Below are 24,557 nucleotides of genomic sequence, written 5' to 3'. Positions count from 1 at the left end.
GGACCACGTTCGGGGTAGGGGACGGTTGGCTCCCGCGCGGTCCCGGCGGGAGACGGCCGGTGGTGGCGGGTGGCCTCAAGGTTCACCCAGGGAGGCGGTCCGGAGAAGGAACCCCGGTTCGGGGGAGCGTCGGTGACAGAACGGGGCGAAGCGGGCGGCGGGGGAGCGTGTCGAAGGCGGGTCCGCGGGTGGGGGAGAGCCCCCTGGAATCCGCCGATCAGGGGGCCCCGTCCTCCCGGGTGCCCGCGCCGTGCCAGCCCCGCTCGTGGTCGGGGTCGCCCGCGTCCGCCGCCGAGATCAGCACCTCCAGGTCCGGCCCCAGGTCCTCGGGCGACATCGCCAGCAGGTACGCGTTGAGGTGGCGGCGGAAGGCCTCCGCCGAGTGCGAGGGCTCCACGTCCTTCCTCCGGGCCAGGGCGACCGTGCGCAGCAGCCTCGGCCGGGCCAGCGGCGTTCCGCGCAGGCCGGGCCGGTTGCGCAGCACCATACTGGGCACCACCGCCAGCCCCAGGCCCGCCTCCACGAACCGCAGTACCGCGTCCATCTCCCCGCCCTCGACCGCGAGGTGCGGCTCGAACCCGGCGGCGCGGCAGGCCCGCAGGGTCGCCTCGCGGACGTCGTACCCGCGCCGGAACATCACCAGCGGCCGCCCCTCCAGCTCCGTGATGCGGATCGACGCGCGTCCGTTCGGCGAGGGGCGGGAGGTCGGGCTGGCCACCACCAGGTTCTCCCGCAGGATGGGGGTGGTGGAGAAGTCGGGGTCACTGCTCTGGAGCGGCAGGATGATGAAGGCGAGGTCCAGCTCCCCCCGGCCTAGGTCCCGGATGAGGTCGCGGGAGCCGCTCTCCTCCACCCGCAGCTCGATCCCCGGGTAACGTGCGTGGAAGTCCGACAGCACGTCCGCGAGCAACCCCGCGCACAGCGACGGGGTCGCGCCCAGACGCACCCGCCCCCGCCGGACACCGGCGAGTTCGGCGACCTCCCGCCGGGCCGTCTCCAGGTCGGTGAGGATGCGCTGGGCGAGCGGAAGCAGGGCCTCGCCGGCCGGAGTGAGTGTGATGTTTCCCCGAGCACGACTGAATAACGGCGCGCCCAGCTCGCGCTCAAGGCTGCGGATCTGTTTGCTCAAGCTCGGCTGGGCGACGCGGGAAAGCTCGGCTGCACGGGTGAAATGGCGCGTGCGGGCGACAGCGACGAAGTAGGCCAGCTGTTGGAACTGCATGGTCCATAGCCTATGGCTATCGACACCAGGGTCCCGATGACTTGGACGTCGGACTTACCTCGAATTTAGAGTGGCAGGCTGTGGCGAACAGTACCTTGACCAAGAAGCGGTCTACGGCCTACGGGTCCACGGTGGCGCTCAAGTCAGCAATGGCTGCCTCCGGTGCGATCCTCGTGCTGTATTTGATCGCGCATATGTACGGCAACCTGAAGGTCTTCGCGGGCCAGGAGGCCTTCGACGGCTACGCGCACGCCCTGCGCGAGATCGGATACCCGCTCCTTCCCGAAAGCGGCTTCCTCTGGGTCTTCCGGATCGTGCTCCTCGCGAGCATCCTGATCCACATCTACTCCGCCGCGGTTCTGACGATCCGCGCGCGCAACGCACGTGAGCAGCGCTACGTGGTGAAGAAGCGGGTCCAGCGGACCTACGCCTCCTACACCATGCGCTGGGGCGGTGTGCTGATCGCGCTCTTCGTGGTCTTCCACATCCTCCACCTCACGGTGAACGTCATCGCCCCCGGCGGCAAGTCCGACAGCCCCTTCGTCCGGCTCGTACACGGCTTCCAGCCCGAGTTCTGGTACGTGACGCTCTTCTACGTCCTCGCCGTCATCGCCGTGGGCTTCCACCTGCGGCACGGCATCTGGAGCGGCATGGCCACCCTCGGCGTCAACAAGGCGAGCCGCCAGGGCAAGATCAACGCGGTCGCCGTGGCGATCGCGCTGGTCGTGACGGTCGGTTTCCTGCTTCCGCCCCTGGCGGTCACCTTTGGACTGGTGAAGTAAATGTCTGAGAACGACCTCTACATCGAGGGCGCCCCGATCCGCGACGAGAAGGCGCCCGAAGGCCCGATCAACGAGCGCTGGGACCAGCGCCGTTTCTCGGCCAAGCTGGTCAACCCCGCGAACCGGCGCAAGCTCTCCGTCATCATCGTCGGCACGGGCCTGGCCGGCGCGGCCGCCGCGGCGACCATGGGCGAGGCGGGCTACAACGTCATCTCGTTCTGTTACCAGGACAGCCCCCGCCGCGCGCACTCCATCGCCGCGCAGGGCGGCATCAACGCCGCGAAGAACTACCGCAACGACGGCGACAGCATCCACCGCCTGTTCTACGACACGGTCAAGGGCGGCGACTTCCGCTCCCGTGAGTCGAACGTGTACCGCCTGGCCCAGACCAGCGTCGAGATCATCGACCAGTGCGTGGCCCAGGGCGTGCCGTTCGCGCGCGAGTACGGCGGTCTGCTCGACAACCGCTCCTTCGGCGGCGTCCAGGTCTCCCGCACGTTCTACGCCCGCGGCCAGACGGGCCAGCAGTTGCTGATCGGCGCCTACCAGGCGCAGGAGCGGCAGATCGCGGCCGGGACCGTCAAGATGAACACCCGCCACGAGATGCTCGAGGTCATCGTCGTGGACGGCAAGGCGCGCGGCATCATCGCCCGCGACATGGTCACCGGCGAGATCGAGACGCACTTCGCCGACGCCGTGGTCCTGGCCACCGGCGGCTACGGCAACGTGTTCTTCCTGTCGACCAACGCCATGGGCTCCAACGTCACCGCCGCGTGGCGCGCCCACCGCAAGGGCGCGCACTTCGCGAACCCCTGCTACACGCAGATCCACCCGACCTGCATCCCGGTCAGCGGCGACTACCAGTCCAAGCTGACCCTGATGAGCGAGTCGCTGCGCAACGACGGTCGGATCTGGGTGCCCAAGGAGGGCGGCGACACGCGCGACCCGCGTCAGATCCCCGAGGACGAGCGCGACTACTACCTGGAGCGCATCTACCCGTCCTTCGGCAACCTGGTGCCGCGTGACATCGCCTCCCGCGCCGCCAAGAACGTCTGCGACGAGGGTCGCGGCGTCGGCCCCGGCGGCCTGGGCGTGTACCTGGACTTCGCGGACGCGATCGCGCGGCTGGGCCGCGACGCCGTCGAGGCCAAGTACGGCAACCTGTTCGACATGTACCAGCGCATCACCGGCGAGAACCCGTACGAGGTTCCGATGCGCATCTACCCGGCGGTGCACTACACCATGGGTGGCCTGTGGGTCGACTACGACCTCCAGAGCACCATCCCGGGCCTGTTCGTGACCGGTGAGGCCAACTTCTCCGACCACGGCGCCAACCGCCTGGGCGCCAGCGCGCTGATGCAGGGTCTGGCGGACGGCTACTTCGTCCTCCCGAACACCATCAACGACTACCTGGCCGAAGGGCCGTTCGAGAAGCTGGACGAGAGCCACCCCGACGCCGTCAAGGCCAAGGAGGAGGTCACCTCCCGCATCGACAAGCTGCTCTCCATCAACGGTTCCCGCACCGTCGACTCCTTCCACAAGGAGCTCGGGCACATCATGTGGGACTACTGCGGCATGGAGCGCAACGAGGAGGGCCTGCGCAAGGCGATCGGGCTCATCCGCGAGCTGCGCGCCGAGTTCTGGCGCGACGTCAAGGTGCTGGGCACGAACGAGGAACTCAACCAGGCGCTGGAGAAGGCCAACCGCGTGGCCGACTTCCTCGAGCTGGGCGAGCTCATGTGCATCGACGCCCTGCACCGCCGTGAGTCCTGCGGCGGTCACTTCCGTTCCGAGAGCCAGACGGAGGACGGCGAGGCCCTGCGCCACGACGACGAGTTCGCCTACGTCGCCGCCTGGGAGTTCGGTGGCACTGACAGCAAGCCCGTGCTCCACAAGGAAGCCCTGGAGTACGAGTACGTCGAGATGAAGCAGCGGAGCTACAAGTGAACATCACCCTGCGCGTGTGGCGCCAGAAGGGCCGTGACGACGAGGGCCGCATGGTCACGTACAAGCTCACGGACGTCTCGCCGGACATGTCCTTCCTGGAGATGCTCGACGTCCTCAACGAGAAGCTCACGCTCGAGAACGAGGACCCGGTCGCCTTCGACCACGACTGCCGCGAGGGCATCTGTGGTGCCTGTGGCGTCGTCATCGACGGCGAGGCCCACGGCCCGGAGGTCACCACCACCTGCCAGCTGCACATGCGCAGCTTCAACGACGGCGACACCATCACGGTGGAGCCGTGGCGGGCCAAGGCCTTCCCCGTCGTGAAGGACCTGGTCGTGGACCGCGGGTCGTTCGACCGCATCATCCAGGCGGGCGGCTTCATCAGCGCCCCCACGGGTACCGCGCCGGACGCCCACGCCAACCCGATCCCGAAGCCGGACGCCGACCGCGCGTTCGACGCCGCGACCTGCATCGGCTGCGGTGCCTGCGTGGCGGCCTGCCCGAACGCCTCCGGCATGCTGTTCACCGCCGCGAAGGTCACCCACCTCGGCATGCTCCCGCAGGGGCAGCCGGAGCGGGCCTCGCGCGTGGTGAAGATGATCAACCAGCACGACCACGAGGACTTCGGCGGCTGCACCAACATCGGTGAGTGCGCCGCGGTCTGCCCCAAGGGCATCCCGCTGGACACGATCTCGCAGCTCAACCGCGACCTGCTGGGCTCGCTCAGCAAGGGCGTCGGCTAGGACCACCGCAGCCCGGACCACCGCGTCCGCGCCGCGACCCCGGTCGCATGAGGGGCCGTCTCCCGTCGGGAGACGGCCCCTCCGCGAGTTCGGGTCAGTTCTGGAGCAGTGCTCTCAAGTGTGTGGCGATCTCCGGTACGTCCACCAGTTCTCCAGTGGTCACGGTGATCACGAAGTCGTAGGCGGAGTCAGTGTCGGGGGGCACTCGCCCAGCCTCGCCAGGAGGTCGGCGTCCTCCTGCGCGATTCTTCGGGCGATGTCGCGCACCTTGTCAGTCTGACGACGCGCGGGGTAGTCGGTGACCGCTTCGCTGTTCACGCTGTTTCCGTCCGCCTCGGCGGCTTGCCTGAGCCACTCGTGGATCTCGTCCGGAAGCCGCAGGCGCATGTTCGTTCACTGATGGAGTCAATCAGTGATACCACCACAGGGGGGTATCGGATCAGACGGCGGGGCGGAGCATGCAGTAGGTCGACGGGAATGCCGGGTCGTTGATGGCGCGGACCACCCGGAAGTCGTACCGCTCGTAGTAGCCGATGTTGGCCGAGTTCATGGTCTCCAGGTACACCGGGACCCCGTCGGCGTCGGCCTGCGCCAGACCCGCGCGCAGCAGCCGGGACCCCACGCCGGTGCCCCGCGCCGCCGGGGCGGTGCCCAACGACGACAGGTACCAGTGCGCCTCCTCGGGGGAGGAGGCGCGCAACTCCATCATGTACCGCAGCATCTCGGGCAGGCGCGCGAGGCCGACCAGCGTGATCCAGTGCGGCAGCGACCGCAGCATCACGGACGGGCGCTCACCGGGTTCTCCCGGCGGGGTCCACAGGGCGGCCCCGCACACCACGGGCGCGTCCCCCGGCCGCTCCCGGGCCTCGCACACCGTGGCCCGGCCCTCCGGGACGCCGCCGAACCCCGCGATCAGCGCGAAGGCCCGGGTGGTCTGGGCCATCCTGCGGTTGTCGTCGGGGAAGACCCAGCGGAAGAAGGGGTCGTGGTAGAAGGCCCGACCGAGGACCCGGGCCACCCCGGACACGTCGTTCATGGTGGCGGTACGGACCGACTCGACCGTGGCGGCCATGGGGCTCATCGGAGCAGTCTCCCTCTTCCCGGGGTCGTCACCGCCCATGCTAGATCGCGCGAACACCACCGGTGGGCCGTTTTCCGGGAAGGGCCCGACGGGTGTGACCGCAGGGTCAGGAGGAGGGCCGGAGCAGGAAGTAGCTGGTGCCCACACCGTCGTGCGGGACCTGGTGCACGCAGCGGAAACCGAAGTGCTCGTAGAAGCCGATGCTCTTGTCGTTCAGGGTCTGGGTGAAGACCGGCAGCCCCTCGGAGTCGGCCCGGTCCAGGCCGGAGGTGATCAGGCCGCCCGCCAGCCCGGTACCGACGAAACTCGGGTCCACTCCCAGGGCGGCCAGGTACAGGTGGGGTTCCTGGGGGGAGGACATCTTCCACTCCGCGAAGATCCGGACGAACGCCGCCAGACGGGCGCGGCCGATCAGCGGGCCCCAGTGCGGCCAGGTGCGCACGGACAGCATCGGACCCTCCGGGTTGCTGGTGGGTTGGGCCCACAGCGCGGCCGCCCGCGTGACGGGCGCGGAGCCGGGCCCCTCGGCCAGCTCGGTCACCCGGGTGTCGCCCGCGGGCACGTAGCCGAACCCCGTGGTCAGGGCGAAGAACCTGCGGACCCGGGCCATGCGCTGCTCGTCGTCGGGGAACAACCACCGGAACAGCGGGTCGTCGTGCAGCGAGCGGCTGAGCACCCGGGCCACCCCGGGCACGTCGTCGAGGGTGGCGGGGCGGGCGGTGGAGGTGACGGTCGAACTCATCCTGGCTACTTCCTGGTAGGGGGCGACCCGCTCATGTTAGATCACGGGACCATCACGAACGAGCGGCGGCCGCGCCGTCGGACACCGGCTGGTCGAACACGTGCGCCCGCACCCAGGCGTGCATGGCCACCGCCGCGGCGGCGCCCGCGTTGATCGACCTCGTCGACCCGAACTGGGCGATCGACAGCACCGCCGAGCACACCTCGCGCACCTCCTCCGACAACCCCGGCCCCTCCTGCCCGAACACCAGCACGGCGTCGCGGGGCAGCGGGTAGGTCTCCAGGGGGACCGCCCCCGGCAGGTTGTCCACACCGATCAGCGCGAGGCCTCGCTCGGCCGCCCAGGCCACCAGCGACCCGGTGTCAGGATGGTGGTGGACGTGCTGGTAGCGGTCGGTCACCATCGCGCCCCGGCGGTTCCACCGCCGTTTGCCGACGATGTGCACCGCCGCGCAGCCGAACGCGTTGGCGGTGCGCACCACCGAACCGATGTTGAAGTCGTGCGACCAGTTCTCCACCGCCACGTGGAACCCGTGCCGAACCGTGTCGAGGTCGGCCACGATCGCCTCACGGCGCCAGTACCGGTAGTGGTCGACGACGTTGCGCCGGTCGCCGTGGGCCAGCAGCTCGGGATCGTAGTGGTCTCCCTCCGGCCAGGGGCCGGACCACGGCCCCACCCCGACCTCCCGCGCCTTGTCCTCCCCGGTGGAGGTCTCGACGGGGATCGCGGTGGTGGCCTCGGCGGCGGCGTGCTCGTTCATCGACTCCAGCTTACGAACCGACCGCCGCCGACCGTACCGGGCCCGTCCGGGCCCGGCCGCCGTCCCTACAGGTGGATGCTGCCGTGGAAGTCGCGGCCCTGGATCACCCGGGCCGACGCGCTCACGTTCCCGTGGACCTGGTTGACGACCGATCCCGTGCCCTCCTGGGCGACCTCCCCCACTCGGCTGCGCAGCTCCGCCAGGAGCCGACCGATCTCGGGGTCCTCGCTCCCCGCGCGCTCCAGGTGCGCCGCGACGGTCTCCACGGCCGCGGCTCCGTCCTCCTCCAAACGCAGGTCGTCCAGCGCCTCCTGCGCCTCGGGCTCCGAACGGAACCGCTGGGCGACCGCTCTGTACAGGGACTTGAAGGTGGCCACCGCGCCCTCTCCGAGCCCGTCTCCCAACTTGGTGGCCGAGGCGGTGGCGAGAGCGGCGACGATGGCGGCGGTGACGGGGTCGGCCATGGGGGTCCTCCTTGGGACGGAAGCCGGGGGCGTACGCCCCCAGTCTTGCCCCTCAGGCCGCCGCCTGTCGCTTCCTCCGCGACACCAACAGGGCCACGGAGCGCCAGCCCAGCATGGTCGCGGCGAGGAACAGCGAGGTCACCACGACGAAGGACCAGGGTGCTCCCTCCCCGCTGAGCAGGCGCAACACCATGGCGCCCGCGACGGTCACCGCCCACACCAGGGCCCCGGTCGGCCAGATCCGGCCAGGGGAGCGCCAGGCCAGGGTGACGGCCCACCCCAGAGCCAGCGCCACCAGGAACGGCCACGCGGTCGAGGCGACGGCGGCCGGGCCCAGGCCGGTCGCGTGGTCGGCCTTGCCCACCACGACGAACACCAGCACGCAGAGCAGGTCGGCCGCCAGAGCCAGGAATGGGGTGTACGAGCGCATACCCCCAGGCTAGCCCCGATGCGCCGCCCTGATCAGCCGGGTGTGGCGCCACGGCCCCCGTCCGACCGCGTACGGAACCCGTGACCCGGGGTGAACCCGGACGCGGACGGCGGCATCACACCGGCGGACCGCGTCCCGAGGCCCCGGACGGCAGGAACCCCACTCCGCCCCCTCGAATCGGAAGAACGCCCCCCATGAACGTTCCCCCCAACGGCCCCACCAGCGCGTCCCGTCCCAGCGCGACCACCCCCGTGGACCGCGACCACCTGCCGGCGGGCGTGCGGCCCCCGGCCAAGGGAGACCCCGAGACGGTGGGCGACCACCGCGTCGTCGGCCGGATCACCCACGACGCGGCGGGCACGGTCCTGCTCGGTCTGGACGGCGCGGGCACGGCCCGCGCGGTCCGCGTCGTCCCGGCGGACCTGGCCGACGCCCCCGGAGCAAGAGCCCGGCTGGAGGCCGGGATCTCCCGCCTGGCCCAGGTGCGCTCCCTGTGCGCGGCGGCCCACCGGGCCGCCGACGCTCGGAGCACCGCACCGTGGCTGGCCACCGCGTACACACCCGGATCGACGCTCGCCGAGCACGTGGCCGCACACGGACCGTTGACCGGCGGCGTGCTCACCGCCCTCGCGGCAGGGGTCGCCGAGACCCTGGCGGCCGGGCACGCCGTCGGCGCCCAGCACCTGGCACTGGACCCGGGCCGGGTGGTCATGTCACCGGAAGGACCCCGAGTCGTGGACCTCGGGATCGTCCAGGCCACCGGACTCCCGATCCACTCGCGGCAGTGGGCCGCGCCCGAACAGCGCGCCACCGCGTCCACGCGAGGACCGGACACCCCCGAACCCGGCCCCGGCGCGGTCACCGGGTACGCCGACGTGTACGCCTGGGGCGCGCTGGTCCGGTTCGCGGCCACCGGAAGGGAGCCGGGGGAGGCCGGACCCGATCCCGAGCCCGGCGCTCTTCCCGCGCACCTGGCAGCGCTGGTCCGCCGGGCCCTGGCGGAGGCACCCGATCAGCGCCCCACCGCACTCGAACTCCTTCAGGAACTCACGGCGGGGGAGGAACCGGCCGCGGCGGTGACCGCACTCCTCGCCTCCGAGTGGACCGGGATGAGCGTCCCCGAACCGAGTACCACCCGCACACGCACCCGCGCACGCGTGGGACGCCCCGCCCTGTTCGCGGGGACCGCGGCCGTCCTCGTCGTGGCCCTCCTGGGCGGTTGGGCCCTGGCCAGAGAGGCGGGAGCCCCGGCAGGGGACGGTGGTACGGGCGCGAAGGAGGAGCCGGGGGAGGGCGCCTCCCAGGAGGAGCGCACCGGCCCCGCCGTGGCCGAGGACCCGGAGGACATCGACGCGGTGGTGGCGGACGCGGTGCGGCTCGCTCTGGAGGCCGAGAGCTTCACCACCTACACCTTCCTGCACACGAACGACGTCGGCAGCCGGGCACAGACCCACTTCCGGTACACGGAGGAACCGCAGCCTGCCATGTCCCGGACGATGCACTTCGGCCCCAGCTCGGCCGGAGAGGTGTCGTTCGGCGAGGATCTGGCCGAACTCGTGCACTTCGCTCCCGAGACGACCCCCGTGCTCGGAGAGGGCGCACGCCAGTACTTCCGCGACCCCGGTCCGGGCTCCGACGACACCGAGGAGCCCAGGACCGTGTGGGAGGAACACCTGCGCTCACTGGAGGGCCTCACCGCCGAGGGTGCCCGGGTCGACTACCAGGGCCAGGGCACGATCGGTGACGCCGACATCCCCGAGGAACTACTGGGAGACGTCGACCCCCTGGAACGCGGTGGCCACCACTACACGGGAGCGTTCGAGCACCAGTTCGTGGACGTCACGGAGTTCGAGCCGGTGACCATGGACTTCGAACTCTGGATCTCCGACGAGGGGTACCCGGTCCGGCTCGCCGTGGTGGGTGTGCCCGACCCGGAGGCCATGACGGAGCAGGGCGAACAGCTGACCTTCACCCACCAACTGGACTTCCTCCGGTTCGGTCTTCCCGTGGAGGTCGAGGTTCCCGACGAATCCGAGATCCTCGCGGCGCGCCCCTGAGCGGCTCCGACCCCCGCCCGGGCAGGCCGCCCGCCGCACGACCCGACCCACCTGCGATCCTTCGTTCGGGACCTTCCCCCGAAGCCCAGCCGGAGTGACCCGCTCCAGCGTCTTCCCCCACGATTCGTACCGTGCCCCCGTCATCGTGAAAGGAAACGATGAGTACGTTCCCCGACCCGGCCTTGGGGCCGGTTCCTTCGCAGGGCTCTTCCCCGCAGGGTCTTCCTCCTGGCCTTGTCCCGTTGGCCGGGTCCGATCCGCGTCAGATAAGTCCGTTCCGTCTGGTGGGGCGGATCGGTGCTGGTGGTAGGGGTGTGGTGGGCGCTGGCTCGGTGGGGTCGGGTGCCGCCGGTGCCGGTGCCGGTGCCGGTGCCGGTGCTGGTGGCGGGCTGGCCTCGGCTGGAGCGATGGGCGCGGCCGGTGGCGCTTCCGGGGCGGCCGGTGGTGCGGCGGGTGTCGGCGGGGTGATCGGTGCCCTGTCCGGGGTCAAGGGTGTCGTTGCGGTGTTGGGGACGCTGACGCTGATCGGTGGCGGGGCGGCGACCGGCGCTTGGTTCCTGCGGGACGACGCCCCGGTGTCCGAGGAAGGAACGGAGGAGCCCTTCACCCCGACTGTCGCCGTTGACCCCGAGGACGTCGACGCGGTCGTGCGGGACGCTGTGGAGCTCGCCCTGGCAGCCACCAGTTTCACCACCTATGAGTTCGCCTACGCGAACTCCGGCGGTGACTTCCTGCCAACGCACTACCTGTACTCCGAGGACCCCAGACCGGTGATCAGCCGAGCCCGCTACCTGGGCCCCACCGGGATTGGCGTCCTCTTCCCGCTGGAGGCCGCCGAGGACGTCGTGCACTTCCAGGACCACCCCGCCACGACGGGCGAGGGGATGGAGCGGGTCTTCTACCGCGACCCCGGTCCGGGCACGGACCCGCTCGGGGACCCGCGTGCGGAGTGGGAGGACCTGGTCCGCTCGGTGGAGGGGGTCCTCGACGCGACCACGCCGGTCGTCTACGAGGGCCGTGGCGCGGTGCGGACCGAGTTCCTGCCCTTGGAGCTGCTGGGTGACGAGGACTCCGACCGGGTGGGGCACCAATACACCGGGACACTCGTCCAGGACTTCCGGTTCTATGACGATCCGGTAGAGGCGGGCTTCGACCTCTGGGTCACCGACGAGGGGTATCCCTCTCGGTTCGTGGTGGAGGGTGTTCCGGCGGGTGATCCGGAAACCGACTCCGGTGACGTCCACACCCTCACCCTGGAAGTGGACTTCCTCCGCTTCAATCAGTCGGTCGACGTGGGGTTTCCAGACGAGTCGGAGATCCACGCGACCCGCCCCCGCCCCTGAACCCGGGGTGACGGAAGACCCGTCGTCCCGCTCCGAACCCCCACCGGGAACCGACTCCCGGATACCTTCGGGCTCCGTCCGCAGGCCCCGGTACCCCGCCCGTTCCCCGGTCGCTACGCTCGGCTCTTGTCATCGTGAAAGGAAACGATGAGTACGTTCCCCGATCCGGCCTCGGGGCCGGTTCCTTCGCAGGGTTCTTCCCTTCAGGGTCTTCCTGCTGGTCTTGACCCGTTGGCCGGGTCCGATCCGCGTCAGATGGGTCCGTTCCGTCTGGTGGGGCGGATCGGTGCTGGTGGTATGGGTGTGGTGTACGCGGCGCTGGATTCTCGTGGTGTGTGTGTCGCGGTCAAGACGGTGCACGCGCGGTTCGCGGATCGGCCCGGGCATCGGGAGGCGTTCGCGCGTGAGGTGCGGATGTTGCGTCAGGTCGACGGTGTGAGCACGGCGCGGGTGCACGGTGCGGACCCGTCGGCGCCGGTGCCGTGGTTGGCGTTCGACTATGTGCCGGGGCGTGATCTGCGGCGCCATGTGCGTGAGTTCGGGCCCCTTGATGGCGACATGCTGCGTACGTTCGCTTTGGGTATGGCGGAGGGTTTGGCGTCGCTGCACTCGGCGGGTGTGGCGCATCGTGACATCAAGCCGGGGAACGTGATTCTGGCTCCGGAGGGGCCGAAGATCGTGGACTTCGGTATCGCGGTGGAGATCGGCACTGATCCGGCCGTGGACGCGTCGGCGTCGTATGGGACTCCTGGATGGACGGCGCCGGAGCGGTATGCGGGGGCGGTGGCCGATCCGGCGGCGGACGTGTTCGCGTGGGGTGGCCTGGTGGTGTTGGCCGCGACGGGCCGGAACCCGTTCGGGACGGGGAACGCGTCGGAGTTGGCCGGGCGGGTCAAGAGCGGAGCCCATGACACGGAGGGGGTTCCTGAGGACCTGTTGCCTTGGGTGGAGCGGGCGTTGTCGGTTGCCGCGTCCGACCGGCCGACGGCGGTGGACCTGTTGACCGCGTTGTTGCCTGCTCCGGTGGAGGCGGACGCGCATGTTCCGGATCGTACGCGGACGCAGCGTGCGTTGCGGGGGATGTTGACCGATTACTGGCGTGGTGTGGACGCGGCCGGTCACGATCCGGCGCGTTGGGCGGCGGCGTTGGGTACCGCTTCGGCGGTGGGGCTGGGTGCGGTGGGCGCTGGCACGCTGGGGTCAGGTGTTGCTGGTGGTGCGGGAGGTGCCGGGGGTGCTGCGGGGGCGTCTGTTGGCGGGGCCGGGGGAGTAGCCTCGGCTGGTGCTGGTGCTGGTGCTGGTGCTGGTGCTGGTGCTGGTGCTGGTGCTGGTGCTGGTGCTGTGGGCGGTGCGGCCTCGGCCGGTGCCATGGGCACGGCGGGTGGCGCGGCCGGGAGCGCTGGAGCCGCCGGTGGTGCGGCGGGTACCGGCGGGGTGATCGGTGCCCTGTCCGGGGTCAAGGGTGTCGTGGCGGTACTGGGCACGCTGACGCTGGTCGGCGGCGCGGCGACGGCCGGGGTCCTGTATTTCCGGGACGATGCCCCGGTCGAGGAGACGGTGGCCGTCGAGGAGGACGACACCCCCGCCATCGAGGCCGATCCGTCGGACGGAGCGGCGGTCCTGGCCGAGGCCATGACCCTCGCGCTGGAGGCCGACAGCTTCACCTCCGAGGAGACCAGGTGGGACAACGTGCCGGGGTCCTCGATCACGCGCAGCTACATGTACACACTGGAGCCCGAACCGGTGCTGCTGCGGGGCCAACTCGTCGGACCGGGGAGTACGGGAATCATCCTCACGGGGGAGGATCTGGACGAGCGCCGTTACTGGCAGGACGTCAGGGACCCCAGCAACTTCGAACAGATCATCGGACGCGACTTCGGCAGGCAGCCCCAACCCGACGACATCGAAGCCGACCTGCGGGCCGAGTGGGAGGGCCTGTTCAGGGTCATCGAGGACATCCTGGACCAGGGGGTGGAGATCGAGTACACGGGTCTGGCCGACTCCGAAGAACAGTTCGTCAACCGGGAGCTGCTCGACGAGGAGCTTCGGCAGCAGTTGGACCAGGGGGCGGAGGTCGTTCGGGAGGGGCACCGCTACACCGGTACCGTGACCCATGATCACAGCCTGAACTATCTCGGTGCCCGGGTTTACGGGACGGAGTTCGAGATCTGGATCTCCGACGAAGGGTACCCACTCGCCATTGACCTGGAAGCGGTGACCGACGAACCCGGGGAGTACCCCGGCGACGTGCTCACCTTCTCGCGTACGGCGTATTTCTACAACTTCAACCAGGTGATCGAGATCGACAGTGAGATCCTCGAAGGGTCCTAGGTGTACTGACCTGAGAGGTTAGGTACGCGGGAGGCGGGAGGCGGGAGGCGGGAGGCGGGAGGCGGGAGGGCCGCCAATGGCGGTGTGGAACCGGTGGTGATTGTAGTGGTGCAACCATCCGGTGAACGCCTCCCGCTTGTCAGCCTCTGACCGGTAGGGGCGGGCGTAGGCCCACTCCTCGGTCAGTGTCCGGTTGAACCGCTCCACCTTGCCGTTGGTCTGGGGCCGGTAAGGGCGGATGCGCTTGTGCTTGATGCCCTGCGCAGCGAGCAGGTCACGCCACAGGTGGGACTTGTAGCAGGACCCGTTGTCGGTCATCACCCGCTCCACAATGATCCCCGCCGAGGCGAAGAAGGCCTGGGCACGCTGCCAGAACCCGGTCGCGGTGTCTTTCTTCTCGTCGGCGAGGATCTCGGTGTAGGCCAGGCGTGAGTGATCGTCCACGGCGTTGTGCAGGTAGGCGTACCCGGCCCTGGAGCGGTTCTTGCGGCCCTGGGAACGTCCCAGGGTCTTGTGGCCACCGCCGTCGGGGACGTTGCCGAGCTTTTTGATGTCCACGTGCACCAGCTCACCAGGGCGGCAACGTTCGTAGCGGCGCACCGCGCGCCTTGTGGCCCGGTCGGTGTGGGTCAGGCGGGCACACTTGTAGCGGGTCAGGATCCGGTGCACGGTCGAGGCACACATACCCAGGTGGCCGCCGATACGGGCCGGTCCCCAGTGTTTGAGGTAACGGAGTTTGATGATCCGGCGCTCGCGGCGGGTGGGGGTGCGCCGGGGTGAGTGGTGGGGTCGGCTGGAGGCATCGACCATCCCGGCCTCGCCCAAGGACCGGTAGCGGTCGGCCCAGCGTTTGGCGGTGGTGACTGCGACCTGGAAGCGTTCGGCGGCTCGGCGCAGCGGCCAGCCGTCCTCGGTCACGCAGCGAGCCAGGGCCAGGCGCCCCGCGGGAGTCAAACGGGCGTTGGCATGGGTAATGTGGGCCATGGAGGGCCTCCTGACCTTGCAGGTGTTGATCTAGACAATCCACACCTATGTCGGAGGCCCTCTCTTGCTGTCAAATCACTGCCGGGCTGTACTCAACCTCCATGGTCAGTACACCTAGGGCGTGTTCCGTGGATGCTTTCGGTTGGTTCGGCGCTCGCGCCGATCGACGCGAGCGGCCTCCAGGCAATCTCTCGCAAGACGAGGAGCGAAGGTCAGCCCGGGTTTGGCTGTCCGAACGAAGTCGGCGCAGCGAGAGGCAGCCTGGTGGTCGCGAGCCCGGAATGATCCGCGGAACACGCCCTAGATGTACTGACCACGGACTTCGCGGACACCGGCCCCTGAACTGTCTACGGCCAACCGGAGCGGTCCACCCGCATGGTCCGGTCACCGAAGGTGGGTGAACCGGGCCGTCCGCGGTGGCGTCTCATCTGTGTACGGCACCGGGTCGAACTCGGGCCGCCCGGTCCCAGATCCTCGAAGTCCTTCCACGTACACCAGGGAACGCCGTCGCCCGTGACGCGCTCCGATCGACCCGCCGCCCACCCCCAACCAGGAACCCCATGGACTCCTCGGCCGGAACCCACACCGGTGTCACTCCCCTCGACCCCGTCGACCCCCGATACCTCGGTCCGTACCGTCTGGTGGGCAGGTTGGGGACGGGCGGGATGGGCGTGGTGTACGCGGCCCTGGACGACCGGGACCGACGGGTGGCGGTCAAGTGCGTCCACCGGGTCCTGGCCTCGGACGCCGACTTCCGGGACCGGTTCGCGCGCGAGGTGGGTCTGGTCCGTCGCGTACGCGCCACCTGTGTCCCGGAGTTCCTCGGAGCGGACACCCGGGCCGAGGTGCCGTGGCTGGCCACCGAGTACGTGCCGGGCCCCACCCTGGCCGAGTCCGTGGGTACGCGGGGGCCGTTGTCCGGGAGCGCGCTGACCGGCTTCGCGTTCGGGGTCGCCGAGGCGTTGACGGCCATCCACGCCGCGGGGGTGGTGCATCGGGACCTCAAACCGGGCAACGTGATCCTGGCCCCGGGCGGACCGAAGGTGTTGGACTTCGGGATCGCGCGGGCCACCGACGGCACGGCCCTGACCCGGACGGGCGGCCTGGTGGGAACGCCCGGTTGGATCTCGCCCGAGCAGTACCGAGGCGCCCCGGCCACGGAGCTCTCGGACGTCTTCGCGTGGGGCGGGCTCGTCGCCCACGCCGCCACCGGGCAGGGGCCCTTCGGTGCGGGTACCTCAGACGTCGTCGTCGCGCGCATCCTCTCCGAACCGCCTTCCCTGAGCGGGGTCCCCGAGCCCCTGCGCGGTGTGGTGGCGCGGGCCCTGGCCAAGGACCCGGATGCGCGTCCGAGCGCGATCGAGCTCCGGCACACCCTGGCGGGGGTGCTCGGAGCCGGGGGTGAACCCGACGCCACCCGGGTGTTGGAACGGGTGTGGGAGACCGGCCCCGTGCCCGAACCGGCGTTGGACGAGGACGAGTGGTCGCGGGGCGCCCCGCCCCGGCGGGGCTGGGCGCGTCGGCACCGGGGTGCCCTCGTCGCGGTCGCGGGGGTGACGGCCCTCGCCCTGGTCGTCGGGATCGGTCTGCGCGCCCTCCCCGGAGAGGGCTCTCCTCCGACGACCGAGGGCGGAGCCGATGACCCCACCACCTCGGTGGCGGGGAACGGGACCGATGACGCGGGGATCGGCGGAGGGCAGGGCGAGCCGGGTGAGCCCCCGGATGGCATCCCCGAGGAGTACCGCGAGCTCTACCAGTCCGGGAACGTCGTGGTGGAGCCGGAACCCGGAACCGAATCCGCGCTGGTCCGCCGCATCGAACCCGCCTCCGGTGAGGGGGAGGGTCTGGACGTACTGCGTCTGACCTTCGGTGCCGTCCAGTACGCGGAGTTGGGCGACGTCCGACTGACCATCGACCTGGAGTACCTGCCCGACCACGGCTCCCTGCTCGTGCACAGTGACGAGTTCGTCGGGGTGCGGCACATCCGCGCCGGGGATGATGGCCTCGACTTCCGGGACGCCGTCACCACCGGTGTCCTCGCCGACCTCGATCCGGAGGAGCCCACGTCGCGGGTGCGGGTGGTGTTCACCGATGTCCGGGTGGTCTACCACGTCCCCGCCTCGATCAGGGGTACGGCCCCGGAGGACCTGCGGTACGCGGGGGGCCTGTGTGTCACCCCGGACGGTGGTGGTGCCGACCAGGGCGCGGGCAGTGTCGAGCCGCACGACACCACGATGACCGACGGCGCCCTGACCGCCAGCTGTGCCTTCACCGACCAACCGGAGCAGACGTGAGCCCCCACGCCCAGACGCGCCCGCCCTTCACCCGACACCACCTCCCACCGGGCGTCGAGCGGCCCGCCGAGGGCGACCCCGACCAGCTCGGCGCCTACCGGGTGGTGGGCCGAATCGGCGCGGGCGGCATGGGCGCCGTCTACGCCGGGCTGGCGGGGGACGGCTCCCCTGCGGCGGTCAAGGTGGTGCACCCCCAGTTCGCTGCCGACGCCGAGTTCCGTGCCCGGTTCGCTCGTGAGGTGGGGCTGGTCGCCAGGGTGCGGGCCACCTGTACTCCGGCCTTCCTCGGGGCGGACACCCAGGCGGTCACGCCGTGGTTGGCCACCGAGTACGTTCCGGGCCTGACCCTGCGCCAGTACGTCCGCGAGCACGGTCCGCTCACCGGCGGGGTGCTCACGGCGCTCGCCGTGGGCCTGGCCGAGGCGTTGGCGGCGATCCACGCGGCGGGGGTGGTGCACCGGGACCTCAAGCCGGGCAACGTGATCATGGCGCCGGACGGTCCGAAGGTGCTGGACTTCGGTATCGCCCGTGCCGCGGACGGCACCGCGCTCACAGCGACCGGGGGGCTGCTCGGCACCCCCGGCTGGGTGGCTCCCGAGCAGTACCTGGGCCAGGAGGCCAGCGAGCGCTCGGACCTGTTCGCCTGGGGTGCGCTGGTGCTGTTCGCCGCCACGGGGGAGAACCCCTTCGGTACCGGTCAGCCGGACGTGCTGTCCCACCGTGTCCGCACCGAGGACCCCGACCTGACCCGGTTGCCCGCGTCACTGTTGGACCCCGTGCGCCGCGCCCTGTCGAAGGACCCGGACGAGCGGCCCACGGCCGCCGAGGCACTGTCCGCGCTCAGCGGAACCTGGGCCGCGACCCGTGTCTCCGCGGTCGATCCGGCCGACCCCACCCAGGTCGTTCCGGGGTTGCTCGCGACCGAGTGGCGCGGTATCTCCGCTCCGAGGCCCCGGCGGGTGCGCCGTCGGCCGAGGGGCGCCCTGGTCGCGGCCGGGGGCGCGGTCCTGGCCCTGTCCCTGGTCGCCGGGGCGGTCTTCGTGTGGCCGGGCGGCGGCGTCCCCGCCCTCGGGCTCCCGGGGCTGGGAGCGGGTCCGGGAGACTCCGGCGCGGACGACGCCGACCTCGACGCTGTGGACGTCACCAGCACGGTCCCGGCCGTCGACGAGGACCCGGAGGACTGGGAGGGGGTGCTCACCGAGGCGATCGCCCTCGCCAACGAGGTGGGGAGCTTCGAGGCCTACCAGCGCCTCATGGGGGCCTCGGCGCACGGCCTGTTCGTGGTCCACCGGTACACGGACACACCGCGTTCGGCGGTCTACAGCGCGCGGTACGGGGGACCGGTGATCCCGGAGACGCTCGCGGTCGGCGGGAACCCCGTGACCGGAGAGGGCGCGGACCGTCTGAGCCGGTTGGTGTCGGAGGCCCCCACCTGGGAGGAACTGGTCCGCGGGCCCTACTCCCGTAACACCGAGCCGGTCAGCAGGGATGCGCAGTACGCGGAGTTCGGCTCCGAGCAGTGGCCCTTCCTGTGGTTCCCCTCCCGGCTGCTCACTCCGGAGGCCGACCCCCGGGTGACCTACCTGGGGGTCACCGACGAGGTCCAGAACACCGTGATGAACCAGACACTGTTCGAGACGGAGCCGGACCACGGCCCGGCCCACCACTACGCGGGCACCTACACGAGTGAGGCCTCCTCCGCGGAGGGTCCCGTTCTCCGGGACTACGAGTTCGACCTGTGGATCGGTGTGGACGGTCGGTTCCAGCGGTTTCAGCACTCCGCCGATCGGGCTCCCGGGGAGGAGGACGAGTTCGGCGGCGTGGACGCCTGGGAGGTCTTCGTGGTCAGCTTCGACGAACCGGTCACGATCGAGGTCCCGACCGAGGACGAGATCGAGGACACCCCCTGAACCCGGAAGAACACGGCGCGGCCCCGGCCCCGACCTCCCCGCAGGAGGGAGCCGGAACCGGGCCGCGCACCGGGTCCGGCGACCCTCCCGACCCGCCCTACCCGCGCCTATCCGTGCCTACGAGCCCCGCAGGTTCTCCTTCAGGAAGTCCACCTGCAACAGCAGCAGGTTCTCCGCCGTCACCGGGTCCGCCGGGCTGTGGGTCACGCCCGACAGCGGCAGCACCGTGTGCGGTCGGCCGGCGGCGAGCAGCGCCTCCGACATCCGCTGTGAGTGCGCGAACACCACGTTGTCGTCGATCAGGCCGTGCACGAACATCAGCGGCCGCTCCAGCTTGGCGGCGTCGGCCATCAGCGACGACCGCGCGTACACCTCCGCCTGGTCCTGGGGTGTGCCCAGGTAGCGCTCGGTGTAGTGCGTGTCGTACAGGGACCAGTCGATCACCGGGGCGCCCGCCACCGCCGCGTGGAACACGTCCGGGCGGCGCAGCACGGCCAGCGCCGCCAGGTACCCGCCGAACGACCAACCGTGGATGCCCACCCGGGTCAGGTCCAGGCAGTCGAACCGCTCCGCCGCGTCCTCCAGCGCCGCCACCTGGTCCTCCAGGACGGGGACGGCGAGGTCGTGGTGGACCGCCTGCTCGTAGTCCATCCCGATACCGGGTGTGCCGCGCCCGTCCGCGACGAGCACCGCGAACCCCTGCTCGGCGAACCACTGGGAGGCCAGGTGCGCGCCGCGCGCGTTGAGGACCCGCTGTGCGTGCGGGCCGCCGTACGGGGCGACCAGTACCGGCAGCGGGTCCCCGCCCTCCCGGTACCAGGACGGCAGGATCAGCGCGGTGGGCACGCCGTGCTCCCCGGACCTCCAGGTGGTGACCCGTACGTCCGGCAGGTCGGGGGTCTGCGCCAGGCTCTCGATCTCCCCGTGCGTGCGGCGCGTCTCGCGCGCGGCGTCCCGCACCACCAGGGTCCGCACCCCGGTGAAGTCCATCGAACGGTGCTGTGCCACGAGGGTGTCGCCGCGCAGCTGGCCGGAGCGGACGCCGCCGTGACCGTCGTCGTCACCACCGGGCAGTTCCAGCGGGACGCAGGTGCCCAGCCGGGTGTCGGCCAGCCACAGCGACACGTCCCCGGGCCGCCCGGCGGGTGAGCCGCTGAACAGCACCCGGTCGCCATCCACGTCCACCACGCCGCGCACGTACACGCCCTCGGCGCTGACCGTCCGATCGCCCACGAACACCCGGCGTTCGCCCCGTGTGCCGTCACGGCCGATCCACACCAGCTCACCGGAGGAGGTGAACGCGGGCACGCCCGGCATGATCTCGACCCACACGTCGTCGCTCTCGGTGCGCACCTCGGAAACGAGCCCGGTGGCGGGGTCGGAGCTGAACAGGGTGAGGGTGCGCTGGTCGCGGCTCTGCGCGGTGAACACCAGCACGGGGTTGCCGTCCGGGCCGGTCGTCCACCCCACGGTGGGCAGGTACGGCAGGGTCTCGCGGTCCCACTCGATCGGGGCGGGCACGGGGCGCCCGTCGCGTCGGTAGGCGCTCGCGGACGGCACCGGGAGTACCGCCAGCCGCACGTCGGGGTTGGCGGTCCCGGCCGCCGGGTAACGCAGCGGCTGCGGCTCCCGACCCGGGTGGTTGGGGTCGCCGACGAACCAGCGGTTCACCTCGGACTCGTCCACGCGGCTGACCGCCAGCGAGCGCCCGTCCGGCGACCACCAGAAGCCGCGCGTCCGGTGCATCTCCTCGGCCGAGACCAGGTCGGCCAGGCCCCACGTGACGTTCTCGCCGTCCGGCTCCACGAGCACGCGGTCGCGGTCCGTGTCGCCGTCGTCGGCGATGTCGACCACGCGGACCGCGCCTCGGTGCACGTAGGCCACCCGGTCGCCCGCGGGGGAGATCCGGGGGTCGACGGCGGGGCTGGCCACGGGGAGTTCGCGCGGGGAGGTGTCGTCCCCGACGAGGTCGACGTAGAACACCCGCCCGGACAGAGTGAACACCGCCCGCGTGTACGCGTCGTCCACGCTGTACGAGACGATGCCGCCGCCGTGTTCGCGCATCCGCTCACGGCGGGCCCGCTCCTCGGGGGGCAGGTTCTCGTCGTCGGCGCCGAGCTCGCGGGGGTCGGCGAGCACCGACTCGGCACCGGTCTCCACGGTGTACGACCACAGGCAGGTCGCCCGGTCGGTGCCGTCGCGCCCGCGCAGGAAGGTGACGCGTTCGCCGTCCGGGGAGATCTGGAACGCGCGCGGGACTCCGATGGTGAAGCGCTGGGTTCTGGCCTGTTGGCGAGGAAAGCTCATACGCCGATTGTGTCCCATTCCACGTGCCGCCCGCCCTGCGGCCCGCGCCCCCGGACCGAGGCCCCGGAGCCCGTACCGGTGCTCCGACCGTGGAGTTTGGGTCGGGAAGCACTGATCCGCCCGGTATCGTTCGCTCCGTGATGGACAGGCGACTGATGATGGTGCACGCGCACCCGGACGACGAGAGCATCGTCACCGGTGCCACCCTGGCGAAGTACGCGGCGGAGGGCGCCGGGGTCACCCTGGTGACTTGCACACTGGGCGAGGAGGGCGAGGTCATCCCCGAGGACCTGGCCCGTCTGACCTCCGACCGCGAGGACACCCTCGGTGAGTACCGGGTCGGCGAGCTCGACAGGGCCTGTGTGGCCCTGGGCGTGCGCGACCACCGCTTCCTCGGCGGCCCCGGCCACTACCGGGACTCCGGGATGATGGGCGGCCCCACCAACGAGCACCCGAGGGCCTTCTGGGGCGCCGACGTCGAGGAGGCCGCGCGCCGCCTTGCCGAGGTCATCCGCGAGGTCCGCCCGCACGTGCTGGTCAGTTACGACGAGCACGGCGGCTACGGTCACCCGGACCACGTCCAGGCCCACCGGGTCACCCGGAGGGCCTGTGCCAAGGCCAACGAGCGGGCCATGCCGGGCTCGCCGTGGCAGGTCGCCAAGCTCTACGCGATCGCCCAGCCGGTGTCGAGGATCGAGGCGTCCATCGCGCGGCTCAACGAGGAGCCGGGGCCCTTCACCCCGCCCGCGCGGGTCTCCGACATCGCCCGCGGTACCCCGGACGCGATCGTCACCACGCGGATCGACGCCTCCGACCACTGGGCGGCCAAGGCGCTGGCGATGCGCGCGCACGCCACCCAGATCACCGTGGACGGCGAGCGGTTCGCGCTCTCCAACGACATCGCGCAGGAGATCGACGCCGTCGAGTACTTCACCCTGCTGATGGGTCCGCCGCCCAGGGCGGGCGCGGACGGTTTCGAGACGGACCTGTTCGCCGGGCTGTGAGGGCGGGGCGGCGGTCGATCCGACCGGAGTGGGCCCCGGTCGGCCCGGGAGCGCCTACCCTCGACTTCCGTGACCACTCCTGAGACTCCCGAGAACCCCGGCGCGGCCCCGGCCCCCGCGCCGGAGCGCCGCCCGCACCCGTTCGTGTCGTCGGCGCTGACCGTGCTGTCCTTCGCGCTCCTGCTCGTCGCGGGCCTGGCCGTGGGGGTGCTGTCCGGCTTCGGCATGGGGTGGGTGTCCCACTTCTGGGACCTGGGCCCCGTCCAGCAGGGCGCGGGGGTCACGGCGGTGGTCGTCTTCCTCGTGGCGCTGTACGCGCTGTGCCGTCTGGCGGGCTGGGGGAGCCGCCGCATGTCCGGCGCCGTGGGTTTCGCGATCGGCTACGTCGCGGTCATGATGGTGATGATCGGCTACGTGACCGGCGGGAACATCGTGTTCACCACCAAGCTGGTCAACTACGTCTTCCTGTTCGGGTCGATGATCGCCCTGGCGGTAGGGGTGATGCGCAGCATGGTCCTGCCGCCGCGTGGCGTCCCCGCCGTCACCGGGTAGGGGTGCCCCTACGGGCACCGGGACGCTGACGGTCCGGTCGTGGAGGTCCGTTCACCCTCGGACGTGATATCCCTCGGACATGTCCATCTCCTCGCTTCAGCTCGCTCTGGCCGACTTCGCCCGAGAGCGGGACTGGGAACAGTTCCACACCCCCAAGAACCTCGCCATGGCCCTGGCGGGCGAGGCGGGTGAGCTCACCGCCGAGTTCCAGTGGCTCACCCCCGAGCAGTCCCGGGCCGTCATGGAGGACCCCGCCAAGGCCGAGGCCGTCCGCCAGGAGATGGCCGACGTGTTCTCCTACCTGCTGCGCCTGGCGGACGTCCTGGAGGTGGACCTCGAACAGGCGCTGAGGGACAAGGTCGACCTCAACACGACCAGGTACCCCGTCGACCGGGCCTACGGCACGGCGGCCAAGTACACCGACCTGGATCGATAGACACGGGCGGCCGCGAGGCGCACCGGCCGCCCGGTCACCCGTAGGCCCGGGCCGGGTGCCGGGCTAGGCCCAGAACTGGAGCAGAAGCTTGCCGTGGAACATCATCCCGGGGATGGTCGGGTTGGGCAGGAGCAGGTCGAAGAGCGCGTAGACCGACTTCTCGAACAGGTCCCGGACCACCGGCAGCCACAGCAGGGCGAACACCGCGATCGAGCAGAACAGGCCGTTGACCCGGACGAACTCCGTCCACCGGGCGCCCCGGAAGGCGGCCAGTACGTGGTAGCCGTCCAGGCCGGGGATCGGTAGCAGGTTCACCAGGGCGCTGGTGAGGTTGGCCATCGCGAGGAAGGCCAGTGAGGAGATCGCCCAGTTGGTGGTGTCCTGGCCGACCGGGACGAGCAGGGACACGGTGAGGGCCAGTACGGCGGACAGCAGCAGGCTGGCCACCGGTCCCGCGAGTGCCACCACGACCCGCCGCCCCCGGGTCGGCACGCGGTCCCAGTCCACGTAGGCGGGCGGTCCGTTCAGTCCGAACCCGCCCAGCCCCAGGTAGACGGCCGGCAGGACCAGACCGCCGAAGGCCTGCTGGTACGCGAAGGGGTTCAGCCTGAGGTAGGCGCTGCCGCGCAGGGAGCGGTCACCGGCGAGGTAGGCGGCCAGCGCGTGCGCGAACTCGTGCACGGCGGTCGAGACGATCCACCCGAAGAGGATCAGCAGCGGCGGGATGAGCGGGGTGACCGAGGTGCCCTCGGCGGCCCAGTCCAGCTCGGCGTGGGTCCAGGACAGCCACCCGGCGAATCCGGCCAGGCCGAGCAGGAGCAGGAACACCGGGCTGGGCAGGAAGTCCGCCCAGCTCTCGGCCCGCGCCGTCGCGGTGCGGTCGGCTTCCGCGTCGACCCCAGCGGCGGCGTCTTCGGAAGCCCGGCCCCCGGCGCCCTCCGCCTCGTCCTCGGAGCCCTCCGTCTCGCCCTCGGCGTCGCGGGGAGCCCGGTCGGCGCCGACACTCGAGGTGTTCAGTGCGTCGTCGGGCATCTGCGCCCACGGGTCGGCGGCGCGCGCCTGCTCGCCGGGTTCCGCCCCGCTGTCGGGGACGGTCACGGCGTCGGAATCCGCCTGTGTCTGCGGCGGCTCGGGCGTGGGCATGGTGCTCCTGCTGGTCGCGAGTGGT

Annotated in this window: 20 protein-coding genes and 1 pseudogene; 11 read left to right on the top strand and 10 right to left on the bottom strand. The window is 71.1% G+C overall.

Annotated features, from left to right (window positions below):
• Positions 1 to 217: 217 nt before the first annotated feature.
• On the bottom strand, positions 218 to 1,222 hold the full coding sequence (locus ABZ635_RS02840; protein ID WP_357757855.1) for a LysR substrate-binding domain-containing protein: 1,005 nt from the start codon (positions 1,220 to 1,222) through the stop codon (positions 218 to 220).
• Between the two features lie 131 nt (positions 1,223 to 1,353).
• Between ABZ635_RS02840 and ABZ635_RS02835 the strand changes: the two genes are divergently transcribed.
• Genes ABZ635_RS02835 through ABZ635_RS02825 form a run of 3 tightly spaced genes read left to right on the top strand, consistent with a single transcriptional unit; the run spans position 1,354 to position 4,694 of the window.
• Positions 1,354 to 2,004 (top strand): succinate dehydrogenase cytochrome b subunit, encoded by a 651-nt coding sequence (locus ABZ635_RS02835; RefSeq protein WP_357757924.1) that lies wholly within the window; start codon positions 1,354 to 1,356, stop codon positions 2,002 to 2,004.
• Positions 2,005 to 3,951 carry a fumarate reductase/succinate dehydrogenase flavoprotein subunit gene (locus ABZ635_RS02830; RefSeq protein WP_357757852.1) on the top strand — a complete coding sequence of 649 codons (1,947 nt, stop codon included), beginning with the start codon at positions 2,005 to 2,007 and terminating at the stop codon, positions 3,949 to 3,951.
• On the top strand, positions 3,948 to 4,694 hold the full coding sequence (locus ABZ635_RS02825) for a succinate dehydrogenase/fumarate reductase iron-sulfur subunit (protein ID WP_017542195.1): 747 nt from the start codon (positions 3,948 to 3,950) through the stop codon (positions 4,692 to 4,694). The genes ABZ635_RS02830 and ABZ635_RS02825 overlap by 4 nt, the downstream gene beginning before the upstream one ends.
• A gap of 168 nt (positions 4,695 to 4,862) precedes the next feature.
• Here ABZ635_RS02825 and ABZ635_RS02820 read toward each other — a convergent pair whose 3' ends face one another.
• From ABZ635_RS02820 to ABZ635_RS02795, 6 genes are all read right to left on the bottom strand, one after another.
• A complete protein-coding gene (locus ABZ635_RS02820) occupies positions 4,863 to 5,081 on the bottom strand; it encodes an Arc family DNA-binding protein (RefSeq protein ID WP_357757849.1) in 219 nt (72 codons plus the stop codon).
• Between the two features lie 52 nt (positions 5,082 to 5,133).
• Entirely contained in the window at positions 5,134 to 5,775 is a 642-nt protein-coding gene (locus tag ABZ635_RS02815; RefSeq protein ID WP_357757847.1) for a GNAT family N-acetyltransferase, read from the bottom strand.
• 106 nt (positions 5,776 to 5,881) lie between these two features.
• Positions 5,882 to 6,517, bottom strand: a complete 636-nt coding sequence (locus ABZ635_RS02810; RefSeq protein WP_357757844.1) for a GNAT family N-acetyltransferase — start codon at positions 6,515 to 6,517, stop codon at positions 5,882 to 5,884.
• 52 nt (positions 6,518 to 6,569) lie between these two features.
• A complete protein-coding gene (locus tag ABZ635_RS02805; RefSeq protein ID WP_357757841.1) occupies positions 6,570 to 7,277 on the bottom strand; it encodes a TrmH family RNA methyltransferase in 708 nt (235 codons plus the stop codon).
• 65 nt (positions 7,278 to 7,342) lie between these two features.
• A complete protein-coding gene (locus ABZ635_RS02800) occupies positions 7,343 to 7,741 on the bottom strand; it encodes a hypothetical protein (RefSeq protein ID WP_357757838.1) in 399 nt (132 codons plus the stop codon).
• Positions 7,742 to 7,793: 52 nt separating this feature from the next.
• Positions 7,794 to 8,171, bottom strand: a complete 378-nt coding sequence (locus ABZ635_RS02795) for a DUF3054 domain-containing protein (protein ID WP_357757835.1) — start codon at positions 8,169 to 8,171, stop codon at positions 7,794 to 7,796.
• 194 nt (positions 8,172 to 8,365) lie between these two features.
• On the opposite strand from ABZ635_RS02795, the gene ABZ635_RS02790 reads away from it, so the two are divergent.
• The 3 genes from ABZ635_RS02790 (at position 8,366) to ABZ635_RS02780 (ending at position 13,902) form a co-directional block, all read left to right on the top strand.
• Positions 8,366 to 10,228, top strand: a complete 1,863-nt coding sequence (locus ABZ635_RS02790; RefSeq protein WP_357757832.1) for a kinase — start codon at positions 8,366 to 8,368, stop codon at positions 10,226 to 10,228.
• Positions 10,229 to 10,542: 314 nt separating this feature from the next.
• Complete coding sequence (locus ABZ635_RS02785; protein ID WP_357757830.1) at positions 10,543 to 11,571, top strand: hypothetical protein; 1,029 nt, start codon at positions 10,543 to 10,545, stop codon at positions 11,569 to 11,571.
• A 147-nt stretch (positions 11,572 to 11,718) separates the two neighbouring features.
• A complete protein-coding gene (locus tag ABZ635_RS02780; RefSeq protein WP_357757827.1) occupies positions 11,719 to 13,902 on the top strand; it encodes a serine/threonine-protein kinase in 2,184 nt (727 codons plus the stop codon).
• Here the strand turns inward: ABZ635_RS02780 and ABZ635_RS02775 are convergent.
• Positions 13,899 to 14,877: pseudogene (locus ABZ635_RS02775) on the bottom strand (IS481 family transposase). The gene ABZ635_RS02780 and the pseudogene ABZ635_RS02775 overlap by 4 nt on opposite strands.
• 569 nt (positions 14,878 to 15,446) lie before the next feature.
• Here ABZ635_RS02775 and ABZ635_RS02770 point away from each other — a divergent pair.
• Positions 15,447 to 17,180 (top strand): serine/threonine-protein kinase, encoded by a 1,734-nt coding sequence (locus tag ABZ635_RS02770; RefSeq protein ID WP_357757824.1) that lies wholly within the window; start codon positions 15,447 to 15,449, stop codon positions 17,178 to 17,180.
• Positions 17,177 to 19,090: a serine/threonine-protein kinase gene (locus ABZ635_RS02765; RefSeq protein ID WP_357757821.1), complete on the top strand. Its 1,914-nt coding sequence runs from the start codon at positions 17,177 to 17,179 to the stop codon at positions 19,088 to 19,090. The genes ABZ635_RS02770 and ABZ635_RS02765 overlap by 4 nt, the downstream gene beginning before the upstream one ends.
• 117 nt (positions 19,091 to 19,207) lie before the next feature.
• Here the strand turns inward: ABZ635_RS02765 and ABZ635_RS02760 are convergent, their stop codons facing one another.
• Positions 19,208 to 21,397 carry a prolyl oligopeptidase family serine peptidase gene (locus ABZ635_RS02760; protein ID WP_357757818.1) on the bottom strand — a complete coding sequence of 730 codons (2,190 nt, stop codon included), beginning with the start codon at positions 21,395 to 21,397 and terminating at the stop codon, positions 19,208 to 19,210.
• 137 nt (positions 21,398 to 21,534) lie between these two features.
• On the opposite strand from ABZ635_RS02760, the gene mshB reads away from it, so the two are divergent.
• From mshB to ABZ635_RS02745, 3 genes are all read left to right on the top strand, one after another.
• The gene (gene mshB / locus ABZ635_RS02755; RefSeq protein WP_357757815.1) at positions 21,535 to 22,401 is read left to right on the top strand and encodes an N-acetyl-1-D-myo-inositol-2-amino-2-deoxy-alpha-D-glucopyranoside deacetylase; all 867 of its coding nucleotides are present in this window, start codon (positions 21,535 to 21,537) and stop codon (positions 22,399 to 22,401) included.
• A 69-nt stretch (positions 22,402 to 22,470) separates the two neighbouring features.
• Positions 22,471 to 22,953 carry a hypothetical protein gene (locus tag ABZ635_RS02750; RefSeq protein WP_357757812.1) on the top strand — a complete coding sequence of 161 codons (483 nt, stop codon included), beginning with the start codon at positions 22,471 to 22,473 and terminating at the stop codon, positions 22,951 to 22,953.
• A 79-nt stretch (positions 22,954 to 23,032) separates the two neighbouring features.
• A complete protein-coding gene (locus ABZ635_RS02745; RefSeq protein ID WP_357757809.1) occupies positions 23,033 to 23,389 on the top strand; it encodes a nucleotide pyrophosphohydrolase in 357 nt (118 codons plus the stop codon).
• 63 nt (positions 23,390 to 23,452) lie between these two features.
• On the opposite strand, the gene ABZ635_RS02740 is transcribed toward ABZ635_RS02745, so the two are convergent.
• Positions 23,453 to 24,532, bottom strand: coding sequence for a site-2 protease family protein (locus tag ABZ635_RS02740; RefSeq protein ID WP_357757807.1), 1,080 nt, complete (start codon positions 24,530 to 24,532; stop codon positions 23,453 to 23,455).
• Between the last annotated feature and the right edge of the window lie 25 nt (positions 24,533 to 24,557).

Origin of the sequence: Nocardiopsis sp. NPDC007018, from assembly GCF_040635075.1 — a bacterium.
Taxonomy (GTDB): Bacteria; Actinomycetota; Actinomycetes; order Streptosporangiales; family Streptosporangiaceae; genus Nocardiopsis.
This window is presented reverse-complemented; position numbering and strand designations above follow the sequence as displayed.

What these genes read in the sequence shown, in the direction of transcription:
- ABZ635_RS02840 (WP_357757855.1), bottom strand. Translation starts at nt 1,222, where the DNA reads ATGCAGTTCCAACAGCTGGCCTACTTCGTCGCTGTCGCCCGCACGCGC.
- ABZ635_RS02830 (WP_357757852.1), top strand. Translation starts at nt 2,005, where the DNA reads ATGTCTGAGAACGACCTCTACATCGAGGGCGCCCCGATCCGCGACGAG.
- ABZ635_RS02820 (WP_357757849.1), bottom strand. Translation starts at nt 5,081, where the DNA reads ATGCGCCTGCGGCTTCCGGACGAGATCCACGAGTGGCTCAGGCAAGCC.
- ABZ635_RS02815 (WP_357757847.1), bottom strand. Translation starts at nt 5,775, where the DNA reads ATGAGCCCCATGGCCGCCACGGTCGAGTCGGTCCGTACCGCCACCATG.
- ABZ635_RS02810 (WP_357757844.1), bottom strand. Translation starts at nt 6,517, where the DNA reads ATGAGTTCGACCGTCACCTCCACCGCCCGCCCCGCCACCCTCGACGAC.
- ABZ635_RS02805 (WP_357757841.1), bottom strand. Translation starts at nt 7,277, where the DNA reads ATGAACGAGCACGCCGCCGCCGAGGCCACCACCGCGATCCCCGTCGAG.
- ABZ635_RS02800 (WP_357757838.1), bottom strand. Translation starts at nt 7,741, where the DNA reads ATGGCCGACCCCGTCACCGCCGCCATCGTCGCCGCTCTCGCCACCGCC.
- ABZ635_RS02795 (WP_357757835.1), bottom strand. Translation starts at nt 8,171, where the DNA reads ATGCGCTCGTACACCCCATTCCTGGCTCTGGCGGCCGACCTGCTCTGC.
- ABZ635_RS02790 (WP_357757832.1), top strand. Translation starts at nt 8,366, where the DNA reads ATGAACGTTCCCCCCAACGGCCCCACCAGCGCGTCCCGTCCCAGCGCG.
- ABZ635_RS02780 (WP_357757827.1), top strand. Translation starts at nt 11,719, where the DNA reads ATGAGTACGTTCCCCGATCCGGCCTCGGGGCCGGTTCCTTCGCAGGGT.
- ABZ635_RS02770 (WP_357757824.1), top strand. Translation starts at nt 15,447, where the DNA reads ATGGACTCCTCGGCCGGAACCCACACCGGTGTCACTCCCCTCGACCCC.
- ABZ635_RS02760 (WP_357757818.1), bottom strand. Translation starts at nt 21,397, where the DNA reads ATGAGCTTTCCTCGCCAACAGGCCAGAACCCAGCGCTTCACCATCGGA.
- ABZ635_RS02745 (WP_357757809.1), top strand. Translation starts at nt 23,033, where the DNA reads ATGTCCATCTCCTCGCTTCAGCTCGCTCTGGCCGACTTCGCCCGAGAG.
- ABZ635_RS02740 (WP_357757807.1), bottom strand. Translation starts at nt 24,532, where the DNA reads ATGCCCACGCCCGAGCCGCCGCAGACACAGGCGGATTCCGACGCCGTG.